The sequence below is a fragment of the Citrobacter sp. Cc139 genome (assembly GCF_030334645.1).
GTDB lineage: Bacteria > Pseudomonadota > Gammaproteobacteria > Enterobacterales > Enterobacteriaceae > Citrobacter > Citrobacter werkmanii.
The window spans coordinates 61,457-79,860 of the sequence record NZ_JAOWDM010000076.1 but is presented as its reverse complement, the minus strand read 5'-3'; the positions used below and the strand labels follow the sequence as shown (position 1 = coordinate 79,860).

At 53.0% G+C, this 18,404-nt stretch carries 15 protein-coding genes; 5 read left to right on the top strand and 10 right to left on the bottom strand.

Annotated elements, in window-relative coordinates:
• Positions 1 to 18 precede the first annotated feature (18 nt).
• The 9 genes from OGV69_RS09985 to OGV69_RS09945 form a co-directional block, all read right to left on the bottom strand.
• Positions 19 to 1,029: an SIS domain-containing protein gene (locus OGV69_RS09985; RefSeq protein ID WP_069324106.1), complete on the bottom strand. Its 1,011-nt coding sequence runs from the start codon at positions 1,027 to 1,029 to the stop codon at positions 19 to 21.
• Positions 1,030 to 1,047: 18 nt separating this feature from the next.
• Positions 1,048 to 2,109 carry an SIS domain-containing protein gene (locus OGV69_RS09980; protein ID WP_069324107.1) on the bottom strand — a complete coding sequence of 354 codons (1,062 nt, stop codon included), beginning with the start codon at positions 2,107 to 2,109 and terminating at the stop codon, positions 1,048 to 1,050.
• 12 nt (positions 2,110 to 2,121) lie between these two features.
• Positions 2,122 to 2,970, bottom strand: a complete 849-nt coding sequence (locus OGV69_RS09975) for a PTS system mannose/fructose/sorbose family transporter subunit IID (RefSeq protein WP_038636969.1) — start codon at positions 2,968 to 2,970, stop codon at positions 2,122 to 2,124.
• The gene (locus OGV69_RS09970; protein WP_006686564.1) at positions 2,948 to 3,727 is read right to left on the bottom strand and encodes a PTS mannose/fructose/sorbose/N-acetylgalactosamine transporter subunit IIC; all 780 of its coding nucleotides are present in this window, start codon (positions 3,725 to 3,727) and stop codon (positions 2,948 to 2,950) included. Before OGV69_RS09970 ends, OGV69_RS09975 begins: the two co-directional genes overlap by 23 nt.
• A gap of 25 nt (positions 3,728 to 3,752) precedes the next feature.
• A complete protein-coding gene (locus OGV69_RS09965; RefSeq protein ID WP_038636968.1) occupies positions 3,753 to 4,214 on the bottom strand; it encodes a PTS sugar transporter subunit IIB in 462 nt (153 codons plus the stop codon).
• Between the two features lie 14 nt (positions 4,215 to 4,228).
• Positions 4,229 to 4,651, bottom strand: a complete 423-nt coding sequence (locus OGV69_RS09960) for a PTS sugar transporter subunit IIA (RefSeq protein ID WP_038636967.1) — start codon at positions 4,649 to 4,651, stop codon at positions 4,229 to 4,231.
• Between the two features lie 101 nt (positions 4,652 to 4,752).
• Positions 4,753 to 7,518: a sigma-54-dependent transcriptional regulator gene (locus OGV69_RS09955; protein WP_069324108.1), complete on the bottom strand. Its 2,766-nt coding sequence runs from the start codon at positions 7,516 to 7,518 to the stop codon at positions 4,753 to 4,755.
• Between the two features lie 148 nt (positions 7,519 to 7,666).
• On the bottom strand, positions 7,667 to 9,112 hold the full coding sequence (locus OGV69_RS09950; RefSeq protein ID WP_069324109.1) for a tagaturonate reductase: 1,446 nt from the start codon (positions 9,110 to 9,112) through the stop codon (positions 7,667 to 7,669).
• A 13-nt stretch (positions 9,113 to 9,125) separates the two neighbouring features.
• Positions 9,126 to 10,148 (bottom strand): zinc-binding alcohol dehydrogenase family protein, encoded by a 1,023-nt coding sequence (locus OGV69_RS09945; RefSeq protein WP_069324110.1) that lies wholly within the window; start codon positions 10,146 to 10,148, stop codon positions 9,126 to 9,128.
• A 137-nt stretch (positions 10,149 to 10,285) separates the two neighbouring features.
• Here OGV69_RS09945 and OGV69_RS09940 point away from each other — a divergent pair, with 137 nt between their 5' ends.
• From OGV69_RS09940 to OGV69_RS09930, 3 genes are all read left to right on the top strand, one after another.
• A complete protein-coding gene (locus tag OGV69_RS09940; protein WP_069324111.1) occupies positions 10,286 to 11,200 on the top strand; it encodes a GntR family transcriptional regulator in 915 nt (304 codons plus the stop codon).
• Between the two features lie 214 nt (positions 11,201 to 11,414).
• Positions 11,415 to 12,776 carry an MFS transporter gene (locus OGV69_RS09935; protein ID WP_069324112.1) on the top strand — a complete coding sequence of 454 codons (1,362 nt, stop codon included), beginning with the start codon at positions 11,415 to 11,417 and terminating at the stop codon, positions 12,774 to 12,776.
• 52 nt (positions 12,777 to 12,828) lie between these two features.
• Positions 12,829 to 13,344 carry a GNAT family N-acetyltransferase gene (locus OGV69_RS09930; protein ID WP_042312563.1) on the top strand — a complete coding sequence of 172 codons (516 nt, stop codon included), beginning with the start codon at positions 12,829 to 12,831 and terminating at the stop codon, positions 13,342 to 13,344.
• A gap of 39 nt (positions 13,345 to 13,383) precedes the next feature.
• On the opposite strand, the gene tsr is transcribed toward OGV69_RS09930, so the two are convergent.
• Entirely contained in the window at positions 13,384 to 15,045 is a 1,662-nt protein-coding gene (tsr, locus tag OGV69_RS09925; RefSeq protein WP_038636951.1) for a methyl-accepting chemotaxis protein, read from the bottom strand.
• 190 nt (positions 15,046 to 15,235) lie between these two features.
• Here tsr and OGV69_RS09920 point away from each other — a divergent pair, with 190 nt between their 5' ends.
• Together OGV69_RS09920 and btsT are read left to right on the top strand one after the other, a co-directional pair.
• Entirely contained in the window at positions 15,236 to 15,778 is a 543-nt protein-coding gene (locus OGV69_RS09920; protein WP_069324113.1) for a hypothetical protein, read from the top strand.
• 289 nt (positions 15,779 to 16,067) lie between these two features.
• Positions 16,068 to 18,218, top strand: a complete 2,151-nt coding sequence (gene btsT, locus OGV69_RS09915) for a pyruvate/proton symporter BtsT (RefSeq protein ID WP_038636946.1) — start codon at positions 16,068 to 16,070, stop codon at positions 18,216 to 18,218.
• Positions 18,219 to 18,404 lie beyond the last annotated feature (186 nt).

Sequence of the window (18,404 nt, the reverse complement as noted above, 5' to 3'; positions counted from 1 at the left end):
GCATTGCTCCCTTTTCTGTTAGTACTCAAACTGGCGGTAGTAACGGCGGATGTCCAGGCTGTGGCCCGTATAGTGCTCAAAGTGCGCCGCGAGGCGATCAACCAGCAGCGTCGAGACCAGGCAAGGCGCCATTATCCAGCGGAAAGCGTCGTCGATGCCCGGCATCGGGTAATGTGCCGGATCGATCACCACCAGATTATCGGTGATCTGCGCGGCAAAACGCTCCACGCGTTCATCAAGCGCCCGACATTTCCCCTCCCCTTTCACCAGCAGCAGCGGTACATCTTTCTCCAGCAGTTCCAGCGCGCCATGAAAGAACTCCGCTGAGGTCACTGGCCGGGTGCGTTTCCACTGCATCTCTTCCAGAATACACATCGAGAACAGATAGACCTCACCCCACATCTCTGCTCCGCCGACCCACATCATATAGTCACTGCGATGGTAACGACTGGCGATCTGGTCCGCCTGCGGATCAAAGATCTGCTTCGCCTGCAGCAGGTGCTCAGGCAATGTCTCCAGCTGGCTGGCAAACCGCTCGTAATCCGCAAAGTCACCATGATGAGAGAGAACGCGGAAGAACAGCCAATACAGCAGCATATACTCATATTCCACGCCATTTTTGTGGCGCATCGGAATATGCCATGTTGCCGCCTGCGCCAGCGGTGAGTCGGCGTTTTTGGTAATTGCCACCACGCGAATGCCCTGCGCTTTACACCACTCAGCGATAGCGACCGATTCTTTGGTATCGCCTGATTTCGATAGCGTCACTACCACCGAATCTTTATTTAGCCGTTTATTACCTTTATGAATTAATTCTGCCGCCTGTTCGATATAAACCGGCAGATCGGTTAATTCTTTGGCGAATTCATTTATGGCCATCATGGGTGCTAATGAGCCCCCTACGGAGGCAAAAAATAAAGAACTGAAGCCCGACTGATGAATATCATCCGCCACCTGTTCTGTTTTTTTGCGCGCAGCAATTATCTCACGAGCACTCGTCAGGTACTCGTCCTGATTAAAACCCAACATATTTTCTCTCCTGATAAATTAGATTTTACTTTTTAATACGCGATCGAAATCGTCAAAAATACGCACAGAAAGGTCGATGCCTTTCAGCGATGCAATATAGAAAGCCAGCAGTTGTACCGGCACAATGAGTAACAGCGGCGATAAAAAATGATCCACATCCACACCAAGAGCCAATGTCTCGTCATCCTGCGCCTGTGCCGCCAGAGTCACCCTAAAGGCTCGCTCCACCGCCGGCGACATATAGCCACGCAGCGCCCGGGAGCGCTCGTCGCTATCGTCGTCAAAGAAGAACATCACGTGCTCCGCATTGGCCTCCAGATAAGGCCCATGCATGTATGCCTCAAGCTCAAATCCGGCAGACGGCACACGCACCGTCTCGGTGAACTTGGTTTCAAACTCTTTTGCCACCCCCACCAGCGCACCATAGCCGATGGCGACAAACCGTTTTCCCTGTTGCAATATGGTTTGATGCGTATGAATAAATGCTTCAGTGCGCGCGATCGCGTCAGGAATCTCCACCGCGATGCGCTCAAGCTGCGCCAGATAATCCACCATTTCGCGCTCATCCAGGCGCTGTTGCTGGCGGGCCAGCAGTAGTGCCACCAGCAGCAAATTAAGTACGGTGGCGCTGAATCCGCGGGTAACAAATCCGACCTTCTCAATGCCGGTAAGAATATCCAGCGGATAGTCACAGGCCAGCCCAACAGGGCTCTGCCGATCGGAGGTCAGTGCAAAAACCGGAATCCCCTGCGCTTGCACCTTCCGCATGGCATCCAGCGTGGAGGCGCTTTTACCGCTTTGTGAAATCGCAATCACCATGTCAGCCTGCGGGTCGAGATTCTCATAATGGGTAAAGGTGTACGGCTCTTTAATATCGATATTTATCGCGAACTTTTCGAAAAAATAACGGGCGCAATATGCCGCATTTAATGACGAACCGGTAGCCAGTATCGTGATTCGTTCTATTTTGCGGTGGTGCGCAAAGTCGGAAATATCGGCCAGCGTTTGACGATATTCGCGCAGGATGCGGACCAGCGTTGCAGACTCTTCATTGATATACGTCAGCATGGTTGGTGACATCATTTTTCCCTCTTAAAAAAGACCAATCCAGGAACCCAAAATACCGACCAATGCGATACCGCCAATAATAGTTAATGGCTTAACCTTCTTGCCAAGTAGCCAGTAAACGATGGCAAAGCTCACCAGTGGTAACAGGCAGGGCATAATGTCGTTGATAATGTCCTGCACATGGGTTTTCGCCTCACCCGTACCAAAGGTGATGGGGATCGTGATATCAATCATCGACGCCGTCATGGCACCCACTACCATCAGGCCAATAATCGAAGCACCGTAAGTCAGGCTCTCCATCATGCCGCTTTGCTGTATTCTCTGCAGCACGCCGGTGCCCAGCACATATCCCCAGCGTGTAAACAGCCAGCGCACCAGAATATGCGGCACATTGAAGACCAGCAGGAACAGAATAGGGCCCAGGATATTGCCTTTTAGCGCCAGGCTGGTGCCGATACCGGTGGCAATCAGGCGCAGCGTTCCCCAGAAAAAGGAGTCGCCAATTCCTGCCAACGGCCCCATCAGCGATGCCTTAACGTTATCAATGGATGTCGCATCCATACCTTTCTGCTGACTGTTTTTCTCCTCCATAGCCACGGTGATCCCAAGGATCAGAGTGACGATATGCGGCGTGGTATTAAAGAAAGCGAGGTGGCGTTTCAGCGCCTGCGCCAAATCCTCTTTGCGGGTATAGAGCTTTTTCAGTACCGGAATAAGCGTATACGCAAACGCCAGGTTCATCTGTCGTTCATAATTCCAGGAAAACTCCATCATGAAGGAGCGCCAGAAAACACGGCGGAGATCGCGTGCGGTCACTTCTCCTGCGGTGTCCACCTGCTGGCGATCGTCTTCAGAAATCATCTTCATCGTCATGAGGCGCTCCTTGTGCGGGTGCAGTCTGAGATTGATTTATTTTCGGCATATTCACCATCACCACGGCGACAATCGCGCCGAGAATCGCGATACCCGTGACCGGTATTTTCAAATACGCCATTAATACAAAACCGAGAAAAAAATAAGGGGCTACTTTTTTGTTAATTAACAAACGTGCCAGCATGGCGAAACCAAGCGCCGGAATAATCCCGGTGGCAACGCTTAAACCATGCTTAATAAATTCCGGAATGGCATCGAGAAAACCTTTCACCACATTCACACCGGCGAGATAAGAGACGGTGACAATAATTCCCAACGTCAGCGAAAGCCCAATTCCGGAAATTAAGTGCATCCGTTCAATACCGCGGGTATTTCCCACTTCAGCGTACGCATCGGCTTTATGACAAAGCAGCGGGATGAACATCCCGTTATAGATATTTTTTACGATAAGCGCCAACGTGGCGATGGGCAGACCCAGCAACAACGCGGTCTCTGCGCCCGCTCCTGAGTTAATCGCAAAAGCAACGCCCAAAATACCGCCGGTTACCACGTCCGGCGGCAGCGATGCTCCCACCGAGAACGAACCAATAAACGCCAGTTCAAGCGTCGCCCCCATCACAATACCAGTTTCCATATCCCCCAATACCAGTCCCGTCAGTAGTCCCGTCACGATAGGTCTGGAGATCAACGAGGTTCCCAGCGCATATTCAGACTGCGCTATAAACGCCACCAGACCGAGTAAAAGTGCCTCTACCATAATGTATCCTCAGGAAGTAATCCGTTCAGGCAAAGCGTTGTTTGCGATCGTTGGGCACCAGCCGAATCTCAACCTCAACGCCGGCAGCCACCAGCTCCTGAAGTTGGGCCACTTCTTCCGGTAATAGATTGATCGCTTTGGAAATATTCTGGCTTCCCTCACGGACTTTGGTGCCACCGAGATTGATGCTTTTTATTTCGGGCAACTCACGTGCCAGACGCCAGGCGTCGGTGACCGACTCCACGACAATAAACAGCTTATATTTATCAGTAACGCCGCTCTTAATAGCTTCAATCGCATCGTTAATATTTTTAATGACTAATTTAACCGCCGGTGGCTTAGCCATTTTTATGGTCGTTTTACGTAATTCATCGTTGGGTACGCTGTCATTAGCAATAAGGATGCAATCAGCGTCAACATATTGCGTCCATGAAAACGCCACCTGACCGTGTAATAAGCGATGATCCACGCGAAGAAATACAATCATGATTCTCCCTCCCCTTAAAAGTCTTTATCGCCGTGCATGGCGCTGGTGATGGTCTGATTGCAATACTGAATATTTTCTTTTGAGTTCATCAGCGCGGCGGAAATGACCTGTGCGGCATTGCCCTCCTCTTCCGACATAAACAGGTCAATCACCAATGGCAGATTTATTCCGGCCAGCAGGTGAAAATGATCGCGTGATAAATAGCGCACGAACTCATTGTTGACGCTTCCCGCGAAGATATCGGTCAGAGCGATCACCTCAGCGTCCTGCGGAATCTGCGCCATCAGCGCATCAACCTGTTGGCTTAAATCCACACCTTCTTCAACATAAGCGCACAGCGTTAGCACGTTATTGCGTTTACCTAAAATCAGTTCAACGGAATTTAAAACGCCGCTGGCAAGCGTGCCGTGACTGGCAAAAATATACTGTCTCTTCATCCTTACCTCTGAAAACAGATTCCACTGCTGTTAACAGAGCAAGCGGCGTGCCAGAAACAGTGGCCCGCCGCCGAGAAAAGAATGAGAGTGGGATAAAGAGATTAAAACTGTTGATCTTGCTCGATATATTCTGTGTCGAAGGTCAGAATATTATGGATATAGCAAAGCTCTGCGCCGGGGATTTTGACACTGTAGTTACTCTCAATGACACTAAACGCCTCGCGCAGCATATTCAGCTCGTGTTCCGGACACTGGTGCCCGCTGTGGGCGGTAATCCCCGCATTGCGGATCAAACGCTCAATCAGACAACTGATGTGCACGTACAGCGCAACCTTGCGCTCGTTAGAAACAATCTGCCCCGCCAGTTGCTCATAGCGCAGCAGAAACTGTTCAACGTGATTAATCACTTTTCCGGTATCCAGAATGGTGACTGACTCGATCACCCTTCTGAGCGAGAAGTTTTTCAGGATGAGATTATTAATTTCCGTCACCTGCTCAGGCGTGGTTAACGCGCCAAACAGCGTCCTCAACTGCTGATTCCCCTCCCCTGAAATCAGGGAATCCAGCGAGATCCAGGGAAGGCTGCGTATTTGCGGATCTAACGTGCCGACTATCGCCAACACGTCATAACGGCTAAACACCGGTTCCTGCTGTTTATTGTGCGCCAGCATGGCATAGTCGCAGGCCACCACTTCAATTCCCAGAGCCTCCGGGATACTGGCCTGCAGCAGTGAACAAAGGTTGGTCGCCACGCCAATTCCGGTGGCGCAGGTAGTCAGAATAGCTTTAGGTTTGCTGCTTTTCGGCCAATAAAGCTGATGCTCCACCGGTAAATCCTGAGCAATATCGCGGGCAATGTCCTCAATAAAATGTCCCTGTAAAATACGCTCGCCCACATACAGCGCCATGCTGGTTGAGACGTTATTGACGATGGTCACCGGCGTTGAGATTGCTTTGTCGAAGTGTTGATGTATGGCCTTCAGCGAGCCCATATCCACGAGGATCATTAATCCTGATGCCAGCGGGTGACTTTCCAGATAACGCATCACCTGCTGAGCAATCGCTTCTGGCGTGACATCCAGCGGCATATCGAACGACTCAAAAATATTATTTTTTAACAGCCGGTTCGCCACGTTGGCAATACTGCTGGCAGTGGCGTAACCATGTGCGAGGATCACGGCATGAGTGACCTGTTTTTGGCTGGTTACCCCTTGCTTATGCAGCCAGAGCACCAGTAGCAAAACATCGATCCGCCGCGGCTCCAGATCCAGCTTCTGAGTGAGCGTGTCCAGAATCTGCTGGCAGAAGCTATACAGTAGCGGAAATTTTTGGGCGAGAAAGCCATCCAACTGGCGAACCTGTTCGCTGTTCAGACGCGAGGGAGCCAGCGTGGCGCGGTGGATCAAATAGTGGCTGAGCGCGTAAATGCAGTTGCCATTGAGCTGCATATTGAAGCGTTTTTCCAGCCGCCAGAACTCCTCTCTTACCTGACTGGTGATCAGCAACAACCGCTGGGAGTGGGAACGATCGTCGCCGCTGAAGATTAGCCGATCAAACAGCGTTTCGATCTCATCCCCCATGCGCTTTTGTACCGTCGCCCAGCTCTCCTTTGCACAGCGAACGGACTCGTACAGCGCCAGCACCAGACACTGAGTGTCGTGGATCATGCCCTGTGTTTCATCACGTGCGCGCAGCAGCCAGAGCAGGTTGCTCTGCGGTGTAACGGTGACCGGTTCTTCCTCTGTAATCGGCTCATTCAGCGACGGCAGCGCAGTCAGCATGGCATCGGGCAGATCGTGCAACGACACGGTGACCGACTCCCGCCCCGGATTTTTCGCCCATGCGGTCGCCACCGCATACTTCACCGCATTTTTCAGTTCGCCGACGTTACCGCGATAGACATACTGATTGAGGATTTGCAACAGGCGAGGCTTAAGCGTCAACGTGGCTGATAAAGTCTTCGCCTCTGACCAGAAGAACAGCAGGATCAACGCTTCTTTTTCCTGACGGCTGCGCTGCTGAAGATCCGGCAGACTGACCTGGATCGGGATCCTGCGTAAGAAAGTGGTCAGAAACGTACTATGCAGCTCTTCGGTGGTGGCAAACACCAGCCGGACGGACACCGGATGCCCTTGCGCCGTCTCGCCCACCCGGTAGATCTCGCCGCGATCGAGCCAGGTGAACAGTTTTTCCTGACCGTCGGTGTTCAGCCGGTGCACCTCATCGAGAAATAGCATCCCGCCGTGCGCCGCCTCAAATGCGCCGGCTTTGTCGGCCAGCGCTCCGGTGAAGGCTCCCTTCACATAGCCGAACAGGTTCGCGGCGAGCAGTTCCGGATTACTGGCATATTGCGCACAGTTAAAAGTGATAAAAGGGGCATCCGGGGCGATCAGTTCCTGCGCGATGGCGTACTCATGCATCAACTGCGCGAGATAGCTCTTCCCCGTGCCGCTCTCCCCGGTAATCAACAGCGGCAGCCCGCCCTCAGGGTAGAACAACGCGGTCTTCAGTTGCTCTATTGGTTTTTTCAGGCTTTCGTTGTGGCCAATCAGCAGAGAAAAGTGATCCCCCGACTGGTCCTCCTCCTCCCCTTGCGCCAACAGCTCTGCCACGCTGGCATATTCATTACACGACAGGGCAAAAAATTGCTGAGCAAATGCTTGTTTATGCAAGAAATAAACGGGACGGGTGTTGATTTTAACCAGAATCCCCTGTGCAACCAGCTGGTTCAGATAATGGCTGGCGGTATTGCGCTGCATGTTGAAACGCTGCGCCAGATAGCGCGCGGTAAAGACTTCGCTGATATGCTCAGGATCGAAAAAATCGGTCTGATTAGTCAGAAAAGCCAGCAGGGCATCTTTGCGCATCGTACTCTCTCATGATTGTTACCGTGGCAATAATGATGCCGCTAAACAATCCCTCATTGACGCGCCAGATGCCGCTTTATTCCTGTTTTGTGATCTTGCCTGATAAAAAAACAGCGCCCAACACCACTCCGGGCGCTGCATGGCAACCTTATTCCAGACAGTTCACCGCCTGACGCATACCCTGCACCAGAATCATTTCCAGATTGGCTGTCACCTGCTCAGCAAGACCTGGCAATAACGTTAAATCTTCACCCCAGTGCGCGGCCTCGCCGAGCACGGCATTCACCAGTTCCCGCAGCGTTAAATCATTGCCAACTTGCGGCCACAGGCTGGCATACAGATTTATCCACTGCTCGTCATCCTGCAATGGATAGCCTTCCCCGGCCCGTTCACTGCGATAAAACGCCAACAGCGCGGCCAGAGCGAAGGTTAAGCGCACAGGCCAACATCCATTTTGCTGGCCCGCCAGCAGCTGCGGCAATATACGGGTGCGGAATTTGGTCATGCCGTTAAGCGCGATGGAAAGTAACTGATGGCGAATGTAGGGGTTCTGAAAACGCCCGCTCACCGCACCGGCAAATTCTCGCAGTTCATCGGCGTCGAGATCCAATACCGGTATAATTTCCTCGCTAATCGCTCGCTCGACAAAACGGCGGACATCGGCATCCTGCATCGCTTCGCCAACGGTATCCAGCCCGCACAGCCAGGCAACCGGCACCAGCGCCGTATGCGCGCCGTTCAGAATCGCGACCTTACGTTCCTTGTACGGCTTAATATCGTTTACTACTCGGATATTCAGAGGGCATTGCGCCAGCTTTAACTCTTCAGCCAGCCATACAGGTCCCTGAATCACGAACAGATAAAAGTGTTCCGCGGTATCGAGAAATGCATCGTGATAGCCAAGCGTAGCTTCCAGCGCGGCGGCTTCTTCGCGCGGGTAGCCGGTAACAATGCGGTCAACCAGCGTGGAACAGAAGGTATTCGCCGTTTCCACCCAATCGGCAAACGCCGCAGGAAGCTGCCAGTCCTGCGCATACTGCAGCACCAGCGTTTTAAGCGCATCGCCGTTATAGTCGATCAGTTCGCAAGGAATAATCACCCAGCCCTTATCCACCGCCCCCGCAAAATGGTTAAAGCGCTCCAGCAGCAGTCGCGTCAGTTTGGCCGGAAAACTCACCGGCGGGGCATCATCCACACGGTCCGCCGCGTGATAGCTAATCCCGGCTTCAGTGGTGTTCGAAAACACAAAGCGGATGTCCGCATTGTGCGCCAGCGTCAGATACGCCGCGAAATCCTTGTACGGGTTGATTTCGTTATTCACCGAACGAATCAGCCGCGCCTCGCTTACCGCCTCGCCTTGCTCGTTCAACCCACGAATAAGCGTGGTATATAACCCATCCTGAGCATTCAGCGACGGCGGAAAATCGGTATTAATCGGGCGAACGATGGTCACGCCAGCATTGAGATCCGTTTTCTCATTAAGGATATCCAGTTGCCAGTCGACAAACGCCCGCAGGAAATTACCTTCACCAAACTGGATTACGCGCGTTGGGTAGCTGGCCCCCGGAAAATCACGTCGATTCAATGTTTTCATCACACTTATCCTCTCAGAACGTGATCACGCCTTTAATCAGTTCCCGGTTGTTAATCACGTCCCGCTCGTAGATCTCTGCAAGTTGGGCAAACGCGTAACGGTGCGTGAGCATCATGTCGGCGGTCAGTTTGCCTGCCGACATCAGGCGGCCCACCTTGGCAAAATCTTCCGGGGTCGCGTTGCGACTGCCCATCATGGTGGTCTCTTTCTTGTGGAACTCAGGATCGGAGAACTGTAAATCGCCTTTAAACAGCCCAACGAAAACGATGCTGCCGCCATGGCGAATCAAATTCACCGTGTTGTTCATCGCATGCTGATTCCCCGTGGCATCAATGACCTTTTGCGCCAGCGAGCCGCCAAACTGAGCGCGCAATTGCGCATCAAAATCTTCAGCAGACGGATCGATAACCGGAAGATCCAGTCGGGAAACCACATGCTCCCGGCGCGCGGGGCTGGTATCCGCCACCACCACTTGCGCGCCATCGGCTTTGGCAATCGCCGCCGCGCCCAGACCAATCGGACCGGCACCGACCACCAGCACCTGCTCACCCGGCGCTACCGCCGCCCGACGTACCGCATGTGCGCTGATGGCATAAGGCTCAATCAACGCCGCCGCCTGCGGGTCAATGCCCTGCGCATCCAGCAGGTTGGTCACCGGCACGGACAAGTATTCGCTGAAGCCGCCATCCTGGTGCACGCCAATCACTGAAATATTCTCGCAGCAGTTGGTGCGCCCGCTCTGACATGCCGGACACTGCTGACAGGCCACGTAAGGAATAACCGCCACCTGCTGGCCATTTTTCAGATTTTGTATATTTTTGCCCAGCCCGACAATTTCCCCACATATTTCATGGCCTAATACACGTGGATAGCTGAAAAAAGGTTGATTGCCGCCCCAGGCATGAATATCGGTGCCACAAATCCCCACCGACTTAATTTTTATTAATGCCTCACCCTCACCCGGAACAGGTATTTCACGCTCTTTCCAGACTAATTTTTTAGGTTCCTGGCAAATCAACGTATTCATCGTAGACATGATTCTGCTCTCCTGTTTTTTTGTTGCCTCAGATATCGACGAAAATAAAAAAACCGGAGAAAGCGGAAACGTAATCTGTGAATCTCAGCGCATAAAAATGTTTTAAATCGGGTTTTAATAGCGAAAAAGGAGACACCATGAGCCGTTCACAGAACTTACGCCACAATGTGATTAACCAAATAATCGATGATATGGCGCGTGGTCATATCCCTTCCCCACTTCCGTCGCAAAGCGCGCTGGCCGAGATGTACAACATCAGTCGCACCACCGTGCGCCATATGCTGAGCCATTTAAGCGAATGCGGCGTACTGACGCAGGTCGGCAGCCACTATGTCATCGTGCGTAAACCTGACCATAACGACGGTTTTGCCTGCACCACCGCCTCCATGACCGAGCAAAACCGGATCTTCGAGCAGGCTTTTTTCACCATGATCAACCAGCGCCAACTGCGCGCAGGCGAGAGTTTCTCCGAACTGCAGCTTGCCAGAGCCGCAGGCGTCAGTCCGGTAGTTGTGCGGGAATATCTTTTAAAATTCGAACGTTACAACCTGATTAAAAACGAAAAACGCGGTCAGTGGAGCATGAAGCAGTTCGATCAGGCCTATGCGGAACAGCTGTTTGAACTCAGAGAAATGCTTGAGACCCATTCTTTACAGCATTTCCTCAATCTGCCCGATGATGACCCGCGCTGGCTGCAGGCCAAAACGCTGTTGGAGCGCCATCGCATCCTGCGCGACAGCATCGGCAGCAGCTTTCGTATGTTCTCGCAGTTAGACCGTGAGTTTCATGCTTTACTGCTCTCTGCTGCCGACAATATATTTTTTAATCAATCACTTGAAATCATCTCCGTGATTTTCCACTTCCACTATCAGTGGGATGAAAGCGATCTTAAACAGCGCAATATCATTGCCATCGATGAGCATATGACTATCCTCAGCGCGCTGATCTGCCGCAGCGACCTGGATGCCACCCTGGCGCTATGTAACCATTTGAATACAGCCAAACAATCGATGATCCGCTCCATTAATCAAAGTAGCGCTGCTGCGCATTAAGTACCGATAAAAAACAGCAAACCATTACCGGGAGCACGATTTTATAAAAATATAAACCCCTGAAAAATACCTCTTGCCTATGCTCACGCTAAGTCGACTGCATTAAAAACTTTTGTGAGTGGTGATGAGTAAATTGATTCATCACTGGTATTTTTTCAATACTGCACAGCCCACTGCTGTGTGAAAATAAATTATTGAGGTTCAGGAGTCCGGCGTGGAAAAAAATAATATTACCCTCGACCCGAGTTCTTCGTTTGACACGTCGTCATCAGCGGATATTAATGTTCCGCCTGAGGGCATGGTACAACGCAGTAGCCGAATTAAACGTATTCAGACCACAGCAATGATTTTATTATTTTTTGCTGCGGTGATTAATTACCTCGACCGTAGTTCATTATCAGTCGCCAACTTAACAATTCGGGAAGAACTGGGGCTGAGCGCCACGCAAATCGGCGTCCTGCTGTCGGTCTTCTCTCTCGCTTACGGTATTGCACAACTGCCCTGCGGCCCGCTGCTGGATCGCAAGGGTCCGCGCATTATGTTAGGACTCGGGATGTTCTTCTGGTCGCTGTTTCAGGCGCTGTCCGGGATGGTACACAGCTTTACTCAGTTTGTGCTGGTGCGTATTGGCATGGGGATCGGCGAAGCGCCCATGAACCCGTGCGGCGTAAAAGTCATCAACGACTGGTTTAACATCAAAGAGCGCGGCCGCCCCATGGGTTTATTTAACGCCGCCTCCACCATCGGCGTCGCCATTAGCCCGCCGATTCTGGCTGCAATGATGCTGGTTATGGGCTGGCGCTGGATGTTTATTACCATCGGCGTGCTGGGCATTTTCCTCGCTATCGGCTGGTACATGTTGTATCGCAACCGCGAGCAGATTAATCTGAGCGCCACAGAACAGGCTTACCTGAACGCCGGCAGCGTCAATGCCCGCCGCGATCCGCTGAGCTTTGCCGAATGGCGCAGCCTGTTCCGCAACCGTACCATGTGGGGCATGATGCTGGGCTTTAGCGGCATCAACTACACCGCATGGTTATACCTGGCCTGGCTGCCGGGCTACCTGCAGACCTCCTACAACCTGGATTTAAAAAGCACCGGCTTAATGGCGGCCATTCCGTTCCTGTTTGGCGCAGCTGGCATGCTGATTAACGGTTTTGTCACCGACTGGCTGGTGAAAGGCGGTATGGCACCGATTAAGAGCCGGAAGATTTGTATTATCGCCGGGATGTTCTGCTCTGCAGCCTTCACCTTCGTGGTACCGCAGGCGACAACGTCAATGGCCGCGGTGTTACTGATCGGTATGGCGCTGTTCTGTATCCACTTCGCCGGAACCTCCTGCTGGGGCTTGATCCACGTCGCCGTCGCTTCACGTATGACCGCCTCCGTAGGCAGTATCCAGAACTTTGCCAGTTTTATCTGCGCGTCCTTTGCGCCGATCGTTACCGGCTTTATTGTGGATACCACTAACTCTTTCCGCCTGGCGCTGATTATCTGCGGTTGCGTCACCATGGTGGGCGCCCTCGCCTACATCATCCTGGTACGCCAGCCCATTAGCGATCCGCGTAAAGATTAATCCTCCAGATGCCCGATAACACCGCGCTTATCGGGCATGTTATGCTCCACGTATGAACATTATCTTGCGCGCCACGACTCTGGCAGAAACTGCCGCTCTTCCCGCCATCGAACGATCTGCGGGGCAACGTTTTTTACTCATCCCCGACCTGGCGTGGATTGCTGACGACCAGATTATATCGGCTGCTCAGCATCGGGCATTTGCCGCCGCCGGCATGAGCTGGCTGGCGCAGGTCGATGAGCGTCCGGTCGGTTTTTTGGTAGCCGAAACGCTGGGGTCATCGCTGTTTATTGCTGAACTGTCGCTGCATCTGGAGTGGCAGGGAAAAGGAATTGGCCGCAGGTTGATTGGCTATGTTGCCGAACAGGCTCGCGAGAAAGGTTATACGTCACTGACGCTGACCACTTTCCGCGATGTGCCGTGGAATGCGCCGCTATATGCGAGGCTGGGTTTTGAAATGCTGGCTGACGAGACGCTTTCGCCGGAATTGCGCGAAAAAAGAGCTGAAGAGGTGGCGCACGGGCAGACGTACGAACGACGCTGCGCCATGCGCCTGATGCTGCGTTGATTGCCCGATGGCGGCTACGCCTTATCGGGCATCACAGGCTTAGAACGTTTCCCAGTTATCCCCGGCATCAGTTACCGCTGCTTTACGCGGCTGGACCGTTGAAACCGGTTTAGCGGCGGCAACGTCGCGCGCGCGCTGCTGGTCATGCTGAATACGGAACACGGCTACGGCCTGGGTCAGACGGCTGGCCTGCTCTTCCAGTGCCGCGGCGGCAGCGGCGGATTCTTCCACCAGCGAGGCGTTCTGCTGCGTCACGCGATCCATCTCTGCAACGGCCAGACCCACCTGGTCGATGCCGCGGCTCTGCTCATCAGAGGCGGAGGCAATTTCACCCATGATATCGGTCACGCGGGTTACCGCATTGACGATCTCATCCATGGTTTCACCGGCGCTTTCCACCAGCGTTGACCCCACATCCACACGGCTGACCGAGTCTTCAATCAGGCTCTTGATCTCGCGCGCGGCCTGCGCACTACGCTGTGCCAGGTTACGCACTTCACCCGCAACCACTGCAAAACCACGCCCCTGCTCGCCCGCACGTGCGGCTTCTACCGCGGCGTTGAGCGCCAGAATATTGGTCTGGAAGGCAATACCGTCGATAACGCTAATAATATCGGCGATTTTCTGCGAACTGGAAGCGATATCGCGCATGGTTTGCACCACGTTATCAACCACTTTACCGCCTTTCTGCGCGGTTTCCGAAGCGCTCAGCGCCAGATGGCTGGCCTGACGCGCGTTTTCGGCGTTCTGCTTCACGGTCGCCGTCAGCTGTTCCATGCTGGCCGCCGTTTCTTCCAAAGAAGCTGCCTGCTGCTCGGTACGTGAGGAGAGATCGTTGTTGCCCATCGCAATCTCGCTGGCGCCGCTGTAAATCGCGTTAGCGCCGTTACGCACGTCACCCACGGTGTTCATCAGTTCACCCTGCATGTGGCGCAGGCTTTCCGCCAGTTGTCCAATCTCGTTGGAACCTTCCACCTCAATACGCTTCACCAAATCGCCGCTGGCGATATGACGAATGCTTTCAATCAGGCGGTTCATCGGAGAGATCAGCGTCAGTTTGATACCAAACCACACCGCAACGATAGCGGCCAGCACGGTAATCAGTACACACACCAGCACCCACATCGCCTGGCTATAGGAAGCGTTATTGTCCTCAACCGCGATGTCATACAGGCGATCGTTCTGCTGCATGTAACTCATGTACTGCTTCTCAAAACCGTCCTGATAGCTCTGAGTCGGTTGATCAAAAAACGCGTTGATCTTGCCTTCACCCAGTAACTGGATCAGCTCCGCCAGCGCGCCGTGATAGATGTCATAGGTGCGGTTGATCTCCTGGAACGCGGCTTCGCTTTGACGCGGATCGCGCGGAAGCGACTCGTAAATCGCCCAGTTTTTTTCGGTCAGCTTCAGGGCATTGCTCGCCACCTGCATCAGTTCTGCAACGGTCGCGCCGCTGCCGATGTTGCTCTGATCCATCATGTAGCGAATCCCCGCCCGGTTCAGGGTATTACGCGTTTGCAGTAGCTCAACCCAGGTAGCGTTCAGCGCAGACTGCTGCTGGCGAATGGTTTGCAGAACGGTAAAGTTCTCTTTGTCATTCTTCAGTGAGTTAAAAAACAAGCCGCCTGAGGCGAGCTGTAAAAGGCCAAATAGCGCCAATACCAGCAGTAAGCTGGTAACAATCTTCATTCGTTTTAACATGTTTTCTCTTTCCGCTAGACAGATACTCTGGTTTTCGGCCTGGAAAGAGAAAACTTTATGGTGCCAGCAATTGCTACATAATTATCGTTTCCGCATTAAATTTCGTTCCCTATGACAAATTACGCAAAAAATTACTCGTTCCATTGCGTCTTAGGTGTAGGATTCCCGTTTTTAAGGAAAGGATGCTTGTATGTTGAATCGCGATTTTGATCACCTATCCACCCTCGCGCACCACTTTTTTGAACGTGAAGATATTCGCCAAAAACTTAATATCATCGATCAGTACAACATCTCCGGTTGGGAAGTCTGGATGCAGATAGAATTTGCCAATCTTTTGGCTTCGACGGGTCATGAATGGTGGCGTGAACAAACTCTCGCCTGCGATCTGCGGAAAAATCCACAGCGTTTGTCTGTACGTGCAGATTTCTTGTTGCGGAAAAAAGGCTGGACTCAGGACAGCTACATTGCACTTGAACTCAAGCAGAACCAGGATCCGACAAGTTGCGTCAGAAATATGATTGCTGATTTGGTTAAAAGCGCCAAAATCAAACGTTCAGAATTAGAGCTGCGTAGCTTCTGGACGCTCGGGGTAACACCCCGCATAGACAAAGAGCGCCTCGATGAACTTATTGACCACTATCTGGATGAAAAATATTACCTGACTAAATCACGTAAGAAACATGTGTTGTTAAGAGACATCGAACAAACGCCTTACTGTTATATCGTCATCTAAGTATCTCAGTCAGATACTGTGTCAGTGGGGAAACACGGCATTTAGGCAAGCGAACACTATAATGCCGTGATCTCAATCACATAAACTCCCCCATTCACCCTCATTGCTAACCGCTCACTGACACTTGAGACCGCTTAAGCTGACATACAACCGCTCACTTATTTACCTTACTTTACGCGCGTAATTCTCTGGCAAGATCCCTCCAACATAGCAGTCAATTTACCTCCTCAAACACAAGATCAAACCCACGCGGCTTCGGCCAATTATTAATTAGATACCAGGTTTTACTATGGATACGAAAAAGATATTCAAGCACATACCCTGGGTGATTCTTGGAATCATCGGTGCATTCTGCCTCTCGGTAGTGGCATTACGTCGGGGTGAGCACATTAGTGCCCTGTGGATCGTGGTGGCCTCAGTTTCTGTTTATCTGGTGGCCTATCGTTACTACAGTCTGTACATCGCCCAGAAAGTGATGAAACTTGACCCGACGCGCGCCACGCCGGCGGTCATCAACAATGATGGTCTGAACTACGTTCCTACTAACCGTAACGTATTGTTTGGGCACCACTTTGCCGCTATCGCCGGTGCAGGTCCGCTGGTCGGACCGGTACTGGCCGCGCAGATGGGCTACCTGCCCGGAACGTTATGGCTGCTGGCAGGCGTGGTGCTGGCCGGTGCGGTACAGGACTTCATGGTGCTGTTTATCTCTTCCCGCCGTAACGGCGCATCTCTGGGCGAGATGATCAAAGAAGAGATGGGCCCGATCCCGGGAACCATTGCTCTGTTCGGCTGCTTCTTAATCATGATCATCATCCTGGCGGTACTGGCGCTGATCGTGGTGAAAGCGCTGGCGGAAAGCCCGTGGGGTGTCTTCACCGTCTGCTCAACCGTACCGATTGCGCTGTTTATGGGGATCTACATGCGATTCCTGCGCCCAGGCCGTGTGGGCGAAGTGTCGGTAATTGGTATTGTGCTGCTGGTAGCTTCAATCTACTTCGGCGGCGTGATTGCGCACGATCCGTTCTGGGGCCCGGCGCTGACCTTTAAAGACACCACCATCACCTTTACCCTGATCGGTTACGCGTTTATCTCTGCGCTGCTGCCGGTATGGCTGATCCTCGCCCCGCGCGACTATCTGGCGACCTTCCTGAAAATCGGCGTTATCGTCGGCCTGGCGGTGGGGATTGTTATCCTCAACCCGGAACTGAAAATGCCGGCGATGACGCAGTACGTTGATGGTACTGGCCCGCTGTGGAAAGGCGCACTGTTCCCGTTCCTGTTCATCACCATCGCCTGTGGTGCGGTATCTGGCTTCCACGCGCTGATTGCTTCCGGTACCACGCCGAAGCTGCTGGCTTGTGAAACCGACGCGCGTTTCATTGGCTATGGCGCAATGCTGATGGAATCCTTTGTGGCGATTATGGCGCTGGTTGCCGCCTCCATCATCGAACCGGGACTGTACTTCGCGATGAACACCCCGCCTGCGGGCCTTGGCATCACCATGCCGAACCTGCATGAAATGAGCGGTGAGAACGCGCCGCTGATTATGGCGCAGTTGAAAGATGTCACCGCACATGCGGCGGCGACCGTCAGCTCCTGGGGCTTCGTGATTTCGCCTGAACAGATCCTGCAGACCGCGAAAGACATCGGTGAACCGTCCGTTCTGAACCGCGCAGGTGGCGCGCCGACGCTGGCTGTGGGTATCGCTCACGTGTTCCACAAAGTACTGCCGATGGCTGACATGGGTTTCTGGTACCACTTTGGTATTCTGTTTGAAGCACTGTTCATCCTGACCGCACTGGATGCCGGTACCCGTTCTGGCCGCTTTATGCTGCAGGATTTACTGGGTAACTTCGTCCCGTTCCTGAAGAAAACCGACTCTCTGGTGGCGGGTGTCATCGGTACTGCAGGCTGCGTAGGCCTGTGGGGTTACCTGCTGTATCAAGGCGTTGTTGACCCGCTGGGCGGCGTTAAGAGCCTGTGGCCGCTGTTCGGTATCTCTAACCAGATGCTGGCTGCCGTGGCGCTGGTTCTCGGCACCGTGGTGCTGGTTAAAATGCAGCGCACCAAATACATCTGGGTAACCGTGGTTCCGGCAGTATGGCTGCTGATCTGCACCACCTGGGCGCTGGGTCTGAAACTGTTCAGCACCAACCCGCAGATGGAAGGCTTCTTCTTTATGGCGAATCAGTACAAAGAGAAGATTGCTAACGGCGGCGAACTGACCGCTCAGCAGATTGCCAATATGAACCATATCGTCGTCAACAACTACACCAACGCAGGTCTGAGTATTCTGTTCCTGGTGGTGGTGTACAGCATCATTTTCTACGGGTTCCGTACCTGGCAGAAAGCCCGCGCCATCAACGGTCGCTCCGATAAAGAGACGCCGTATGTACCGGTGCCGGAAGGCGGCGTGAAGACCTCTTCACACCACTAAACTGAAGCCGGGTGGCGCACTGCGCTCCCGGCCGGGATCACTTAGTGCCGCAGGCGTAATTGGCGCAGTCAGTTTGACTGCGGACAGCGCGCAGCAACCGGAGCGTACACGCAGTACGTGAGGATTGCGAGCACTGCCCGCGGTCAAAGTGGCAAGTGAAATAGCCTGCATCTACGAGCTCAACAT

Excerpts from the sequence above, each read along its gene's own strand:
- OGV69_RS09985 (WP_069324106.1), bottom strand. The coding sequence starts at position 1,029 with ATGTTGGGTTTTAATCAGGACGAGTACCTGACGAGTGCTCGTGAGATA.
- OGV69_RS09980 (WP_069324107.1), bottom strand. The coding sequence starts at position 2,109 with ATGTCACCAACCATGCTGACGTATATCAATGAAGAGTCTGCAACGCTG.
- OGV69_RS09975 (WP_038636969.1), bottom strand. The coding sequence starts at position 2,970 with ATGACGATGAAGATGATTTCTGAAGACGATCGCCAGCAGGTGGACACC.
- OGV69_RS09970 (WP_006686564.1), bottom strand. The coding sequence starts at position 3,727 with ATGGTAGAGGCACTTTTACTCGGTCTGGTGGCGTTTATAGCGCAGTCT.
- OGV69_RS09965 (WP_038636968.1), bottom strand. The coding sequence starts at position 4,214 with ATGATTGTATTTCTTCGCGTGGATCATCGCTTATTACACGGTCAGGTG.
- OGV69_RS09960 (WP_038636967.1), bottom strand. The coding sequence starts at position 4,651 with ATGAAGAGACAGTATATTTTTGCCAGTCACGGCACGCTTGCCAGCGGC.
- OGV69_RS09955 (WP_069324108.1), bottom strand. The coding sequence starts at position 7,518 with ATGCGCAAAGATGCCCTGCTGGCTTTTCTGACTAATCAGACCGATTTT.
- OGV69_RS09950 (WP_069324109.1), bottom strand. The coding sequence starts at position 9,112 with ATGAAAACATTGAATCGACGTGATTTTCCGGGGGCCAGCTACCCAACG.
- OGV69_RS09945 (WP_069324110.1), bottom strand. The coding sequence starts at position 10,148 with ATGTCTACGATGAATACGTTGATTTGCCAGGAACCTAAAAAATTAGTC.
- OGV69_RS09940 (WP_069324111.1), top strand. The coding sequence starts at position 10,286 with ATGAGCCGTTCACAGAACTTACGCCACAATGTGATTAACCAAATAATC.
- OGV69_RS09930 (WP_042312563.1), top strand. The coding sequence starts at position 12,829 with ATGAACATTATCTTGCGCGCCACGACTCTGGCAGAAACTGCCGCTCTT.
- tsr (WP_038636951.1), bottom strand. The coding sequence starts at position 15,045 with ATGTTAAAACGAATGAAGATTGTTACCAGCTTACTGCTGGTATTGGCG.
- OGV69_RS09920 (WP_069324113.1), top strand. The coding sequence starts at position 15,236 with ATGTTGAATCGCGATTTTGATCACCTATCCACCCTCGCGCACCACTTT.
- btsT (WP_038636946.1), top strand. The coding sequence starts at position 16,068 with ATGGATACGAAAAAGATATTCAAGCACATACCCTGGGTGATTCTTGGA.